Consider the following 15,566-nt stretch of genomic DNA (forward strand, 5'->3'; position numbering starts at 1 on the left):
ACCCGAGCAGCCTCACCCTCAGTCACCCGCTGACGACGGACAAACAGTGCGCACCTCTGCAAGATCAGCTGTACTTAGCTCTGCACTCCAGGCCGTACCCCGACACCCCGCGCCTCACTGCGCCACGCCCGGCCGACGTGATGGATATCCAAGTTCCCTGGCGTTCGTACGGGGCCGCGATCAGGGCTGGCGTTGTTTTCGGTCCGGAAACTACGGCGAGGCCCTTTCGGCAAACGCAGCCGGGGCGACCCTGGCCGATTGCCAGAAGCATGTACTGGATCTGGTCTCGGAGCTGTCCACGCGGACAGGCATGCCGGGGCGGTCAGCCGCCCGGACCGGCAGGCCGCGCGATCTGAGGTGCCGAGTCCTGCACGCCCGGTCCCGGCGGGAACTACTGAGTCCCGGGGGACTGGCTGGGCTGGTCGCCGCTGGGCTGCGACCACGATGTCGGGCCGGGCGGGGCCTGCGGCCGGGGCGGATCCATCGGTTGCGGCTCGGGGTCGGGTTCCGTGCCCACGGCCGCAAGCAGATAGAGCAGATCGGCCGGGTCCACATCGAGCGAACCGGCTGGGTCCACCTCGTAGGTGGCCCAGTCGCCGAGGTACCCGCCGTCGCTGGCCTGATCGTCGATGCCCGGCTGGTCGAAGTCGGTGGAGATCGCCGCACCGTGCCCGTCGGTCACGCCCATGCCGGGTACCGGCCACCCCGGTTCCGCCCACCCCGCCGGCCAGGACGACGCGGTGGGGGCGTCCGGGTCGAACGGCCCGGGCAGCCCTGGCAGACCCGTGCCCGCTGGCGGGGCAGGTGCCGGCCCGGGCATCGGCACCGTAGCCCCGTGGTTCAGCCAGGACAGGTCCTCACCCTGCGGGCGGTCCGGTCCGAGGGCAGGGCCCGGCAGTGGTGCTTGCCGGGGCTGAACCGGAGCGCTCACCCCGTACCGCGCCGCCACGCGACCGTGCCTTTCCTGGACCAGCTGCAGCAGACCACTGCCGCGCAATACCCCGATCCGGGCATGCACCGTCTGCTGCGGTGTGGATGTCGCCTCGGCGAGGTCTGGCTCGCTGGCGGTGATGATCCCGTTGTCGTCCATTCGGTCGATCAGGGCGTTCCACAACTGCCGCAGCGGTTCCCGCTGCCGTGTTGTGGTGGCGATGTGGCCGGCGTGCTGGTCGAACAGGACTCGGGCCTCGCCCGGGTCGCGCAGCCACCGGGTGCCCTCGGGAGGGGCCGGCAGTGGTGCTTGCCGGGGCGGACCCGGATCGCTCACCCCGTACCGCGCCGCCCCGTGACCGTGTGCTTCCTGGACCAGCTGCAGCAGACCACGGTCGCGCAATACCCCGATCCGGTCACGCACCGTCGGCTGCCGTGTGGATGTCGCCTCGGCGAGGTCTGACAGGCTGGCGGTGATGATCCCGTTGTCGTCCATCCGGTCGATCAAGGCGTTCCACAACTGCCGCAGCCGGTCCCGCTGCCGTGTTGTGGTGGCGATGTGGCCGGCGTGCTGGTCGAACAGCGCCCGGGCGTCGCCCGGGTCGCGCAGCCACCGGGTGCCCTCGGGAGGGGCCGGCAGTGGTGCTTGCCGGGGCGGACCCGGATCGCTCACCCCGTACCGCGCCGCCCCGTGACCGTGTGCTTCCTGGACCAGCTGCAGCAGACCACGGTCGCGCAATACCCCGATCCGGTCATGCACCGTCTGCCGCGGTGTGGATGTCGCCTCGGCGAGGTCTGACGGGCTGGCGGTGATGATCCCGTTGTCGTCCATCCGGTCGATCAAGGCGTTCCACAATTTCCGCAGCGGTTCCCGCTGCCGTGTTGTGGTGGCGATGTGGCCGGCGTGCTGGTCGAACAGCGCCCGGGCCTCGCCCGGGTCGCGCACCCGCTGGCCGCCCGCAGTGGGTTGGGGTTGGTCGGGGTGCGGCGAGGCGGGCGTGGTGGGTGGCTCGTCGGCCGGGTGATGGAGGGTGTCGCCGGCGTGGACAGTGCCGGCGTCGGTGCGGGTCACCGCTGGCCAGGACGCGAGGGATGGCTGCCAGTCCATGTCCGGCCCCTGGTAGGTGGCCCAGTCGCCGAGGTTCCCGCCGTCGCTGGCCCAGTCGCCGAGGTTCCCGCCGTCGCTGGCCTGATCGTCGATGCGCGGCTGGTCGAAGTCGGTGGAGATCGCCGCACCGTGCCCGTCGGTCACGCCCATGCCGGGTACCGGCCACCCCGGTTCCGCCCACCCCGCCGGCCAGGACGACGCGGTGGGGGCGTCCGGGTCGTCAAACGGCCCGGGCAGCCCTGGCAGACCCGTGCCCGCTGGCGAGGCAGGTGCCGGCCCGGGCATCGGCACCGTAGCCCCGTGGTCCAGCCAGGACAGGTCCTCACCCTGCGGGCGGTCCGGTCCGAGGGCAGGGCCCGGCAGTGGTGCTTGCCGGGGCTGACCCGGATTGCTCACCGCGTACCGCGCCGCCACGCCAGCGTGACCTCCCTGGACCCGCTGCAGCAGACCACGGTCGCGCAGCAATACCCCGATCCGGGCATGCACCGTCGACTGCTGTGCGGATGTCGCCTCGGCGAGGTCTGACACGCTGGCGGTGATGATCCCGTTGTCGTCCATCCGGTCGATCAGGGCGTGCCACAACTGCCGCAGCTGTACCCGCTGCGGTGTTGTGGTGGCGATGTGGCCGGCGTGCTGGTCGAACAGGACTCGGGCCTCGCCCGGGTCGCGCAGCCACCGGGTGCCCTCGGGAGGGGCCGGCATCGGTGCTTGCCGGGGCGGACCCGGATCGCTCACCCCGTACCGCGCCGCCCCGCGACCGCGACCTCCCTGGACCCGCTGCAGCAGACCACGGTCGCGCAATACCCCGATCCGGTCATGCACCGTCTGCCGCGGTGTGGATGTCGCCTCGGCGAGGTCTGACGGGCTGGCGGTGATGATCCCGTTGTCGTCCATCCGGTCGATCAAGGCGTTCCACAATTTCCGCAGCGGTTCCCGCTGCCGTGTTGTGGTGGCGATGTGGCCGGCGTGCTGGTCGAACAGCGCCCGGGCCTCGCCCGGGTCGCGCACCCGCTGGCCGCCCGCAGTGGGTTGGGGTTGGTCGGGGTGCGGCGAGGCGGGCGTGGTGGGTGGCTCGTCGGCCGGGTGATGGAGGGTGTCGCCGGCGTGGACAGTGCCGGCGTCGGTGCGGGTCACCGCTGGCCAGGACGCGAGGGATGGCTGCCAGTCCATGTCCGGCCCCTGGTAGGTGGCCCAGTCGCCGAGGTTCCCGCCGTCGCTGGCCTGATCGTCGATGCCCGGCTGGTCGAAGTCGGTGGAGATCGCAGCACCGTGGGCGGTCACATCAATGCCGGGTACCGGCCCCGCCGGTTCCGCCCACCCCGCCGGCCAGGACGACGCGGTGGGGGCGTCCGGGTCGAACGGCCCGGGCAGCCCAGGCATGCCCGTGCCTGCCGGCGGGGCAGGTGCCGGCCCGGGCATCGGCGACGTCCCCCCGTGGTCCAGGCGGTCCGGTCCGAGGGCAGGGCCCGGCAGCGGTGCTTGCCGGGGCTGACCCGGATCGCTCACCCCGTACCGCGCCGCCCCGCCACCGCGACCTCCCTGGACCAGCTGCAGCAGACCACGGTCGCGCAATACCCCGATCCGGCGATGCACCGTCGGCCGCGGTGTGGATGTCGCCTCGGCGAGGTCTGACAGGCTGGCGGTGATGATCCCGTTGTCGTCCATCCGGTCGATCAGGGCGTTCCACAACTGCCGCAGCGGTTCCCGCTGCGGTGTTGTGGTGGCGATGTGGCCGGCGTGCTGGTCGAACAGGACTCGGGCCTCGCCCGGGTCGCGCAGCCACTGGCTGCCTTCGGGAGGGGCTGGCAGTGGTGCTTGCCGGGGCGGACCCGGATCGCTCACCCCGTACCGCGCCGCCCCGCCAGCGTGACCTTCCTGGACCAGCTGCAGCAGACCACTGTCGCGCAGCAATGCCCCGATCCGGTGATGCACCGTCGGCCGCGGTGTGGATGTCGCCTTGGCGAGGTCTGGCTCGCTGGCGGTGATGATCCCGTTGTCGTCCATTCGGTCGATCAGGGCGTTCCACAACTGCCGCAGCGGTTCCCGCTGCGGTGTTGTGGTGGCGATGTGGCCGGCGTGCTGGTCGAACAGGACTCGGGCCTCGCCCGGGTCGCGCAGCCACTGGCTGCCCTCGGGAGGGGCTGGCAGTGGTGCTTGCCGGGGCGGACCCGGATCGCTCACCCCGTACCGCGCCGCCACGCGACCGCGACTTTCCTGGACCAGCTGCAGCAGACCACGGTCGCGCAATACCCCGATCCGGTGATGCACCGTCGGCCGCGGTGTGGATGTCGCCTCGACGAGGTCTGGCTCGCTGGCGGTGATGATCCCGTTGTCGTCCATCCGGTCGATCAGGGCGTTCCACAACTGCCGCAGCTGTTCCCGCCGCGGTGTTGTGGTGGCGATGTGGCCGGCGTGCTGGTCGAACAGCGCCCGGGCCTCGCCCGGGTCGCGCACCCGCCGGCTGCCCGCAGCGGGTTGGGGTTGGGGTTGGGGTTGGTCGGGGTGCGGCGAGGCGGGCGTGGTGGGTGGCTCGCCGGCTGGGTGATGGAGGGTGCCGGCGTCGGTGCGGGTCACCGCTGGCCAGGACGCGAGGGATGGCTGCCAGTCCATGTCCGGCCCCTGGTAGGTGGCCCAGTCGCCGAGGTTCCTGCCGTCGCTGGCCCAGTCGCCGAGGTTCCCGCCGTCGCTGGCCTGATCGTCGATGCGCGGCTGGTCGAAGTCGGTGGAGATCGCCGCACCGTGCCCGTCGGTCACGCCCATGCCGGGTACCGGCCACCCCGGTTCCGCCCACCCCGCCGGCCAGGACGACGCGGTGGGGGCGTCCGGGTCGTCAAACGGCCCGGGCAGCCCTGGCAGACCCGTGCCCGCTGGCGAGGCAGGTGCCGGCCCGGGCATCGGCACCGTAGCCCCGTGGTCCAGCCAGGACAGGTCCTCACCCTGCGGGCGGTCCGGTCCGAGGGCAGGGCCCGGCAGTGGTGCTTGCCGGGGCTGACCCGGATTGCTCACCGCGTACCGCGCCGCCACGCCAGCGTGACCTCCCTGGACCCGCTGCAGCAGACCACGGTCGCGCAGCAATACCCCGATCCGGGCATGCACCGTCGACTGCTGTGCGGATGTCGCCTCGGCGAGGTCTGACACGCTGGCGGTGATGATCCCGTTGTCGTCCATCCGGTCGATCAGGGCGTGCCACAACTGCCGCAGCTGTACCCGCTGCGGTGTTGTGGTGGCGATGTGGCCGGCGTGCTGGTCGAACAGGACTCGGGCCTCGCCCGGGTCGCGCAGCCACCGGGTGCCCTCGGGAGGGGCCGGCATCGGTGCTTGCCGGGGCGGACCCGGATCGCTCACCCCGTACCGCGCCGCCCCGCGACCGCGACCTCCCTGGACCCGCTGCAGCAGACCACGGTCGCGCAATACCCCGATCCGGTCATGCACCGTCTGCCGCGGTGTGGATGTCGCCTCGGCGAGGTCTGACGGGCTGGCGGTGATGATCCCGTTGTCGTCCATCCGGTCGATCAAGGCGTTCCACAATTTCCGCAGCGGTTCCCGCTGCCGTGTTGTGGTGGCGATGTGGCCGGCGTGCTGGTCGAACAGCGCCCGGGCCTCGCCCGGGTCGCGCACCCGCTGGCCGCCCGCAGTGGGTTGGGGTTGGTCGGGGTGCGGCGAGGCGGGCGTGGTGGGTGGCTCGTCGGCCGGGTGATGGAGGGTGTCGCCGGCGTGGACAGTGCCGGCGTCGGTGCGGGTCACCGCTGGCCAGGACGCGAGGGATGGCTGCCAGTCCATGTCCGGCCCCTGGTAGGTGGCCCAGTCGCCGAGGTTCCCGCCGTCGCTGGCCCAGTCGCCGAGGTTCCCGCCGTCGCTGGCCTGATCGTCGATGCGCGGCTGGTCGAAGTCGGTGGAGATCGCCGCACCGTGCCCGTCGGTCACGCCCATGCCGGGTACCGGCCACCCCGGTTCCGCCCACCCCGCCGGCCAGGACGACGCGGTGGGGGCGTCCGGGTCGTCAAACGGCCCGGGCAGCCCTGGCAGACCCGTGCCCGCCGGCGGGGCAGGTGCCGGCCCGGGCATCGGCACCGTAGCCCCGTGGTCCAGCCAGGACAGGTCCTCACCCTGCGGGCGGTCCGGTCCGAGGGCAGGGCCCGGCACCGATGCTTGCTGGGGCTGACCCGGAGCGCTCACCGCGTACCGCGCCGCCACGCCACCGTGACCTTCCCGGACCAGCCGCAGCAGACCACTGCGGAGCAATACCCCGATCCGGTGCTCCACCGTCTTCGGCGCCGTGGAGGGGGTTGTCGCCTTGGCGAGGATTTCCCGGCTGGCGGTGATGATCCCGGCCTCGTCCATAAGGTGGATCAGGGCGTCCCACAACTTTCGCAGACCATCCTGCTGCCGCTGAGTTGTGGTGGGCATGTTTCTGGCGTGCTGGGCGAACAGCGTCAGGGCGTCCGACTTGTCGAGCACCCACTGGCTGCCCGCGGGAGGGTCCGGCAACGGTGCTTGCTGGGGCTGACCCGGGTTGCTCACCCCGTACGGGAACTCGACCTGTCCGGTGTCCGCTGCGGCAGCCCCATGCCGGGCGACACGCCCTCCTCGGCGGCGGGGTCGGCCCACGCCTCGACGAGCCGTCCGGTCTCGGCGGCGAACCGGGGAGTCGGCCGGGTCGGGGGCGGTGGTGTCTGCCCGCATGGCGTGGGACGGGCCGCGTGGCTGACCCGGATCGCTCACCCTGTACTGCGCCGCCGCCCCGCGAGCGTGACCTTTCTGGACCAGCTGCAGCAGACCACTGTCGAGCAATACCTCGATCCGGCCACGCACCGTCGTCTGGTGTGCGTCTGTCGCCTTGGCGAGGTCTTCCTGGCTGGCGGTGATTTTCCCGTCGTTGTCCATACCGTCGATCAGGGCGTCCCACAACCGCCGCAGACCATCCCGCTGCCGTGTTGTGGTGCCGATGTGGTCGACGTGCCGGGCGAACAGCGTCCGGGCCTCATCCTGGTCGAGCACCCACTTGCTGCCCGCAGGAGGCTCCGGCAAAGGTGCTTGCTGGGGCTGGCCCGGATCGCTCACCCTGTACCGCGTTGCCCAGGGACCGTGACTTTCCTGGACCAGCTGCAGCAGACCACTGCGGAGCAATACCCCGATCCGGTCACGCACCGTCAACTTCACTGCCTTTGTCGCCTTGGCGAGGGCTGGCTGGCTGGCGGTGATGGTCCCGTTGTTGTCCATACAGTCGATCAGGGCGTTCCACAACTCCTGCAGATCACCCCGGTGCTGTGGTGTGGTGGCGATGTTTTTGGCGTGCTGGTCGAACAGCGTCCGGGCCTCCTCCTGGTTGAGCACCCACTGGCTGCCCGCGGGAGGGTCCGGCAATGGTGCTTGTTGGGGCTGACCCGGATCGCTCACCCCGTCCGGGGACTCGACCTGTCCGGTGTTCCGCGGCGGCCCCCACGCGCCGTCGAGGTGTGGTGTGTCCAGATTCATCCCGTCAAGATCCGGGTCCCGTACGTTCTGGAATTCCTGATCACCGGACGCCGGGCCGGTACCAGACGGGTCGTCCTTGCGCGGATCCATCGGTTGCGGCTCGGGGTCGGGTTCCGTGCCCACGGCCTCAACAAGCAGATAGAGCAGATCGGCCGGGTCCACCAGTGGATCGGAGTGGGGGGAGTCGGCCGGGTCGGGGGCGGTGGTGTCTGCCCGCATGGCGTGGGACGGGCCGCGTGGTGTGCTGGTGGAGGCGAGCAGGAACGCGCTGGTGTCGGTGCCGGTCGTGGTTGTCGGCCGCGGGTGGCGGGCGGCCTGGCCGAGGAGATCGGTGATGGTGGCGGGCCGCCCGTCTCCGTCGAACGCGGCCACCCGGGTGCTGGATGCGAACAGGTGTCGCAGCCACGGATCACGTATCGGGTCGTCCGGCTCGGGCCGGTCGGCGGCGCCGGGCAGCAGAGGGTCCCGCACCTGGATCCTCGGCGGCCCGGAATCCTGCGGCTGGCTGTGGAGGGCGAACACGTGCTGCGGTTCGTTCGGTGGCGCGGCCCTGACCACCACCATCGACCCCGGCGCCGCCCGCAACGCGGCCAGCACGTCCCCTCCCGCGACCCCGTCCGGGTGGGGGGCGACACGCTCGGGTACCGTGTCGAGGATCTCCATCAGTTGCGGCCAGCCCATGGTGGGCGCGAGCCGGCCGTCCGGCCCGATGATCCGGTCGTCGAACACCGCCCGGTTGCCCAGCCGCTTGTACACGGTGTGGAACACATCGAGCGTGGCCGCCACGCACCACCACAGGTCACCGCTGCCGGGACGTGCCTGCTCCGCAGCGGCCCAGTTAGCGACCCGCTGCCCGGACTCGAACATCCCGACGGCCTGCCCGGTTGCCGCAACGGCCTGCCCGGTTGCCGCGACAGCAGGCTCGCCGTGTCTGCCGGGGTCGCCACTGACCGGTTCATCCCGCGACGAAGCCGCGTCGCTGAGACCGTGCTTACCGGGCACCCCACCAAGCGACTCGTCCGGCGAAGACACGTCACTGATCGACATTGTGTCGCTGGTGTCGAGGTTGCTGAACACGTCGTCGCTGGAAACAGACATGCCACTGTCGCTGTCACTGTCGCTGGCGTTGTGGTGGATCGGCGTGTCATCGGCGCGGGAGGCAGCGCCAGCCGGCACCGTGCTACGGGCGCTGGCCGCCTCCGGCGTCCCAGCCGTGCCGGGCGTGCCGGGGGTGCCGGGGGTGGCGCTGCCGGCGGTCTGGGTGAGGACCTGGTGGTATCCGTTGACCCAGTCCCGTTGGAAGGATTCGGCGAGGGGGTCGTGGCGGGCCGGCTTTACGCCGTACTGGTGGGCCAGGCCGGTAAACTGCTCTACTGCCTGGCTGGTCGCTGCTGCGGTGTGCTGCTCGGGCGTTATCGGCACGGTCGGCGCGCCGGCGCGCCCGCTTTCTGGAACGTCGACGGTAGCCCAGTTGGCGGCCGGTGCGGTGGCGCCGGGGATGGCCGCGGCCGAGAAACGGGCGGGCAGGTCGGTGACCGCCTGCCGGACCACGTTCGCCACGGCGCTCACCTGCGCGGCGTCGGGACCGGCCACCACAGCGGGCAGCACGGGTGCGGAGGTACCGAGGATCGCATTGAGGCTTCGGTCCACCCGGTCCCGCACGGCGCTCTTGACCGCCTCGATCGCGGCGGCGGACGGCACCGCCGCCCCGGCACCTGCCGGCACGCCGGCACCTGTCGGCGTGCCAACGGCCCACGACGTGCCAGCGGCCGTCGGTAGGCCGGCGGCGAGGTGCTGGTCGATGTGGTGTTGGACGGCCAGGTGCGCGATCGCGCGCAACGCCTCCAGGTCGAACGCCGCCGGCAGCGCGGCGACAACCTGCTGCGCCCGCACCTCGGCCGGGAACTGCTCACCCGCGGATGCCAACGCCTCGGCCATCCGGGCCACCGCTCGCTCCCGGACACCCGTCAGATACCCCTCGGTGAGCGCGGTACCCGGCAGACCGACCGCGGACAGGAAAGCCGCAACAGTCGGCTCACCCTGCCGGGCGTCGACCCACCCGGCGAAAACCCGCTCGATGGGTACGGCGAGCGCGGCCATGCTCTTGCCCGCCTGAGCCACCCCGGCCAGCAGCCCACCGTAGCGGTCCACCAGATCCTGCTGGAACTGTTGCCACCGCTCGACCACCGGCCCACCGGCTGCCACGACCCACTGCGGCGCAGGCGCGGCCGGCACCGACAGGCTCGGCACCGACCACGACGGCACCGACAGGTCCAGGCGCGGCGTGGGCAGGTCCAGCTTCGACGTGGGCAGGTTCGAAGCCGGCAGCGGCGGCGGGGTGGACGGCGGGGCCTGCCCGCCGGTCACCGCAGCCTTCGGGTCGTCGACCCCAGCCTCGTACCCCGTGGACATGTCCCCACCCACCGGTGTCGTCCCCACCGGCAGGACCGGCCTACCATCCCACGTGAAGTCGGGGCGAGGCATCTGCACCCGGGGCTGCATCACGGCGCGACTCACGACGATCCCGAGGCCGCTCGCGGCCGCCCCGCCCGCCCCCGACAGCGCCCCGGACAGAAGATCCGCACCGAGATTGCCGGGGTCGTAGTACCCGTCGACCATCAGGCTGGCACCGATACCGAAGATTCCCTCCGTGCCGGTCTCCAACACCGGCCGCGTCAGCAGATCGGTCAACAGCATCTTGGTCGTGTCCGACAGGCCGAGCTTGCTGACCGCGCCGGCGACAGCGCCAGCGGCCTTGCCCAACGCCGGCCCGCCCACCGTGCTCAGGAACGCCACCGCCCCCGCGTACGCCGCCTGCTTACCGACCGCCGACCAGTTCACCCCCGACTGCAAACCATCGGTCATCATCGACACCTCGGCCAGCAGCGCAGAACCCGGCATGAACAACATCTGCATCGCCGTGCTACTCGCCGCCGACCGCACCAACGCCGAACGCAGGACCACCTGAATGATCGTCCGCGCCTCGGCGACGTGCGCCGCCGCCCCCACGGGATTCCAGAACCACATCGCGGCCGCGGCGGCGAACTCGGCCTGCATGAAGGAGAACATCGCCACCGTCGTACGCTTGCCGGTCTCCGCCTCCAGGAAGAACTTCTTCTCCGCCTCCACCACGGCGAGCATCAGATCGGCCGTCTCGGCCATCTTCCCCACGAACGGAACGGTCTGCGCCACGAACCGGTCGAAGGCCTCACCCTCCCCCGCCTGCCGGACCGCCCTGACCGTCTGCTCCAGCAACGGACCCAGCACCGCACGCACCCGACCCGCCAGCATCTCCAGCGTGCCGATGTCATCCCACAACAACGGCAACTCCGCCCGGGACACCCGCACCCCGGTGAACCCTTCCAAAACCCGCAACGAACTCTCACTGAGCTCAACAGTCGAAAAAGCAGCGGCGACCAACGCGCAACGCTCCTTCCCCGCCCCCGAACCAAGGACACCCAGTACGGATCAGCCAGCCCCGCAGGCCGCCCACCCCAGCCCCGACCACCTCGCCGGCGACAACCTCGGCACCCCGTCGCCCACCCGGACCCTGTTGCCGAATTCGTTCAGGCGGCGAGGGTGTAGTCGAGGCGGGCGAGGTGGCTTGTTCTGGTTCGGTCGAGGGGCTGGTCGTTCCACCAGGCATCGATCCTGGTCAGGTTCAGGGCTATTGCGGAGAATGCGTGTTGGAGACGGGTTTTCGGTAGGCCGCGGTAGCGGGCGTGGCGGATGCCGGTGATCGCGATGGCTTGGTGGATGGTGCTTTCCACGCCGGCGCGCAGGGCGTAGTCGTCCTGCCAGGTCTTGCGGGCTTGGTCGGCGCGGTTACGGGCCAGGGCTTCGTGCAGCTCTTGGGGGCGCAGGGTCAGGTGACGCCGGCCGCGTTTGGAGGCGGTGCACTGGGTTCGGGCTGGGCAGGGGTGGCAGGCGCCGGTGGGGAATGTGATCACGATTGCGTCGGTGCCGTGCTGGCTGACGGGGTTCCAGTTGCCGCTGGTGTTGCCTTGCGGGCAGGTGACCTGCCGGGTGGCCCAGTCGATGGTGAAGGCGTCCTTGGCGAACCCGGTACCGGCCCTGGCCTGCGCGGACGTGTCACGGGAGGCGGGGGTGACCATCGTGACGCCGTACGTGTCGGCCGCGGTGTTGATCGTCTCGGCGCAAGGGTAGCCGGCGTCGAGGTAATGCCGGGCCGGTAGCAGGCCCGAGGCGGCCAGGGCGGCGTGGATGGGGGTGGTCGCCTTCACATCGGGCACGGTCGAGCCGGTGGTCGCCACGTTGATGATCAGGTTCGGTGGAGCCGGGGTGCCGGCGCCGGGCGGGTCGTCATCGGCGTGGCAGGTCTCGGTGAGGTGGACCTTGTAGCCGTTCCAGAACAGGTCCTCGCCTTTGGCTGCCCACCGGGTGTCGAGGTCATAGGGGGAGGTGATCCGGTGTCTGGCCGGCGGCAGACCGTCGTCGTCGGCCTGCCGCATCTTGATCACCTGCCGTCCGCGGGTGTCGGCGCTGATCTGGTAGTTCTGGACCAGCATCCGGCGTAGCGTCTCGATCGCGGGTAGCTCGACCAGCCACGCCGGGGCCGATGGCGACCAGACCGCTTCCAGCAGCCGCACCGCGTCGGCGCCGTAAACCTGCGCCAGCCGGTCTCGTTTGGTCCGCGAGGTCGGCAGCCGCCAGGAGTCGACGCGGGCGCCGTATCGCTGGTTCCACTCGGGGATGTCGATCACCGTGGCCAGCCACCCCGCAGCGGCCACGGCCAGGACCTCCACCGCGGCGCGGACCGTCTCCCCGGCCAACTCGAGGCGGTTGAGGTCACGCACCGCTGAGATCACGTGGGTGGAATCGGTGCGGGCCTTGCCACCGGCGCCGATCAGGCCCTTGTCCTTCAACACCTGAAGGAGCAGGTCGAACGCGGCGCGTTCCAGACCGTGCTCGACGAGGCGGGCCCGGAACTTGCTCAACACGCTGTAGTCGAACCCGGTATCGGTCAGCTCCAGCCCCAGGCAGTACTTCCAGTCGATGGCCCGGACCACCATCTGCGCCGCCTGCCGGTCAGTCAACCCTTCGGCGTACTGCAACGCCGTCACTAGAGCCAGGACCCCCGGCGAGGTCGCCGGCGCACCCCGGACCCCGAAAGCAGCCGCGAACCGCTCATCAGCGAACACCTCACCCAACTGGTCACGCACACTCATCGCCAGACTGCCCTTGGGAAACGCCGCCCTGGCCACCAGCATCGTCTGCTCCGGAACTTGCGCCAACGGGCGCGACCGCATCGACATCGGCAAAACCATCCTGCGGCCGGGAGAGGGGAAAAGCCGACCAGCAACACGATCATTCAGGACAGACAAGCCAACACACCGGATCCACAACGGCATGTCACGAATTCAGCAACAGGGTCCACCCGGCGGCCAAAACCCCCACACCTCGCCCCACCCGGCCGACGCCCACCACCACCGGCAGTGTTGATCGCCGAGAGCCACGCACCCCTCACCGTAAAATGACGGTAGTCGACACCGGCGACACCAGCCATCCCCGCCCACACGTGCGCCACCTCACCTGGTGGTCGGTGCCACGCCGTACAACAGAGCCACGGGTAGGGCGGCCGCCAGGGATGGTGGTTCCGCAAGCTCAGGCGCCTCGCTCCTCACACGGCCGGGGCGGAACCAGGACGGCAACGGGCCCGGGCTGGTAACACCGCAGTGGTCCTGATGGTTGCCGAACGGGTTCGGACATCCGCGCGCGGCTCGTTGACGAGCACCAGGGCGCGTCGGTCTGGGCGTGCCCGTGCTCGGCCTGCTGGCGGCCTCCGGCCGGCATCGGCCGACACAGCACCGGGGACAGGCCGAACCCGCGAACCCATAAGACGTGCGAACCAGCCCCCGCCGCGTGCCCGTAATGCGCCTTTTGATGCTTACCGCGCGCCGCGTCAAACGAACGTTTTACACTCGACTGTCGTCTGCCAAGAGAACTGAGGCACTGCCAATGAATCTGAGGCACCAGGCCCCGGCGTTGCCCGCTCAAGCCTGTGACCTGCGGCGGCCCGACGAGCAGCACAGTGGTTTGCCTCAACTCCACCGGCAGGAGCCGACCCCGCGTTCTGCCAGTGGAGTTGAGGCAGCGCAGGCCAGGACGCATGTCGTGCCTCAACTCCGTTGGCAGACGACATCGACCCCGTGGGATACGACTGGCTTCCCGAAGCCCTCGCTGTCCCGTGACACGCAGGTCGGCCCGTTGACAGTCAATGCGGCCCGTTTGGCGACCATGCCAGCAGAGTTGGCCCAGTTCCTGAACATCAAACGTCGTGAGCAGCCGATCAGTCCCGCCGTCGCTGCCGGAATGACCGACACTGTCCCCGTCCAACACGACTGCGGGCCGACTTCGATGACAATCAGCCGCTTGATCATTTGCCATCGAAGAAAGCCCGCCCAGGTCAGGGACACAGCGCCGGGCCGATATGCCTGTCACGGGACACTCGCCGCGCTCACCGGCGTCGAGCCGTACGAGGTCGCCCAGGTGCTCTCCGCGCGGCGGCGCCTGCCCCTGGCGGCCACCAGCGGCGGCCTGCCGTTCGTCGCCGTGCTGGGGCGCACCCAGGCGGGCCGGCCCCTCGTGGTGGCCGTCCGCAAAGTGGGCAAGTTCGACCAGCAGATCATCGGGGCCCGCGAGATGAACGCGGCGGAGCTGAAGCGGTTCGAGGCATGGGAGATGACGCGATGAGCGAGGACGTGGTCCGGGCGGCCGAGGCGTTCGCCCGCGGCGAGGTCGACTACGACGACACCGCCCCGGTCGAGCTGCCGCCGGCGGCGGAGACCGAACCGATGGTGATGCGCGGAGTGCGCCTGCCCGTGGACCTGGACCAGCGGGTCCGCGACGCCGCCGACGCCGCCGGCGTGAAGGCGTCCACCCTCATCCGGGAGTGGATCGAACTCGGGCTGACCGAGTTGGAGAACGACCGGCCCGTGTCCCTGTCCGCGCTGCGCCGCGCGATCGCCCACGCCACCCAGGCCAGCCGCGCCGCCTGACCGCTCACAGCGGCTCACGGCGGCTCACAGCGCAGGTCACGGCCGGTTCTGTCAGCACACCCGCCGCCGCGACAGCCCCGGCCGGCCCGGCGGCGACCATCTGACCGCGAACCGCTCCACACCCTTCCGCCAGGGCTTCACCACGCCTTCACCACCGCGCACCCCGGAGCAGCACACCACGGCGCCGCCCGGACGGCTCACAGCGCAGGTCAACGGCCGTCTGACAGACCCGGCCGACCAGGTCGTGAAAGCCAGACTCCCTCCCGTGAGGAGGGAACTCCTTCTCTCTCCCTGAGCGACGTCGACGTCGACGCGCGCAGCGCGTTCCTGCCCGAGCAGGACACACCTCTTGCACTTGGCCAGTGACGCCCGCCGAGCTGCTCCACGACGACGTCAACCACGACCAGGCCCCCGCCGCCAGCCCCACCCAGGAGCAACCGTCACACCCAGGCATCACGACTCAGACGGACCCGCGACCCCATGAGTGCCACCGACCCCATGACTGTCCAACGGCCCTAGCGGGGGGTCAGGGCCACCCTGACCCCCGCCAGGTCGTTGAACGGTCCATGACGGAACAGGTGCGACAGGCAGACCCGGCCCGCTACTACGAGGCGTTGGGGCGGACCATGGCCGCCCTACGCGAAAGCCAGGCACTCAACGGCGCCCACTCTCTCGACTGGTGGCCGGGCCTGGGTGGGATCACCTGGGAAGTTGAGTGGCAGGCAGGCCCGTTCGCGTATGAAGCCGTCGACGCGCTCCTGCGCGCCGTCGACGACGAAGGCCCGGCCTGGCACGCGCTGCACGGCCTCGTCCGTGAAGGCGCCGACCCGGACCGGCACTACGCGCACCTGGTCGTGCTCGACGTGCCGGTGACGCTGCGCGCGTTGACCCCGGTCGGCGGCCGGGAAGTACTGCGCCGTATGGCCCAGCCGTCCAGGTAACCGGAGACGCCATCGGTCCGCCGGCCGGTGTGGTCGACGTCGACCAGGGACCACACCGGCCGCCGCCGCGGTCCGGGCCGTCCGGCGCGGCTC

At 70.9% G+C, this 15,566-nt stretch carries 5 protein-coding genes; 3 read left to right on the forward strand and 2 right to left on the reverse strand.

Annotation, left to right across the window (positions count from 1 at the left end; all coding sequences use genetic code 11):
* Positions 1-391: 391 nt before the first annotated feature.
* Positions 392-10,888, reverse strand: coding sequence for a hypothetical protein (locus JD77_RS31255; protein WP_145777877.1), 10,497 nt, complete (start codon positions 10,886-10,888; stop codon positions 392-394).
* Between the two features lie 191 nt (positions 10,889-11,079).
* Positions 11,080-12,801 (reverse strand): IS1182 family transposase, encoded by a 1,722-nt coding sequence (locus JD77_RS31260; protein ID WP_342799700.1) that lies wholly within the window; start codon positions 12,799-12,801, stop codon positions 11,080-11,082.
* 982 nt (positions 12,802-13,783) lie between these two features.
* Between JD77_RS31260 and JD77_RS34560 the strand changes: the two genes are divergently transcribed.
* The 3 genes from JD77_RS34560 to JD77_RS31275 all read left to right on the forward strand — a co-directional run bounded on the left by JD77_RS34560 (position 13,784) and on the right by JD77_RS31275 (position 15,473).
* A complete protein-coding gene (locus tag JD77_RS34560) occupies positions 13,784-14,227 on the forward strand; it encodes a hypothetical protein (RefSeq protein ID WP_246141382.1) in 444 nt (147 codons plus the stop codon).
* Positions 14,224-14,532, forward strand: a complete 309-nt coding sequence (locus JD77_RS31270) for a hypothetical protein (protein ID WP_145777878.1) — start codon at positions 14,224-14,226, stop codon at positions 14,530-14,532. Before JD77_RS34560 ends, JD77_RS31270 begins: the two co-directional genes overlap by 4 nt.
* Positions 14,533-15,098: 566 nt before the next feature.
* Positions 15,099-15,473, forward strand: coding sequence for a hypothetical protein (locus JD77_RS31275; protein WP_145777879.1), 375 nt, complete (start codon positions 15,099-15,101; stop codon positions 15,471-15,473).
* Positions 15,474-15,566: the final 93 nt, after the last annotated feature.

Source organism: Micromonospora olivasterospora (genome assembly GCF_007830265.1).
GTDB lineage: Bacteria > Actinomycetota > Actinomycetes > Mycobacteriales > Micromonosporaceae > Micromonospora > Micromonospora olivasterospora.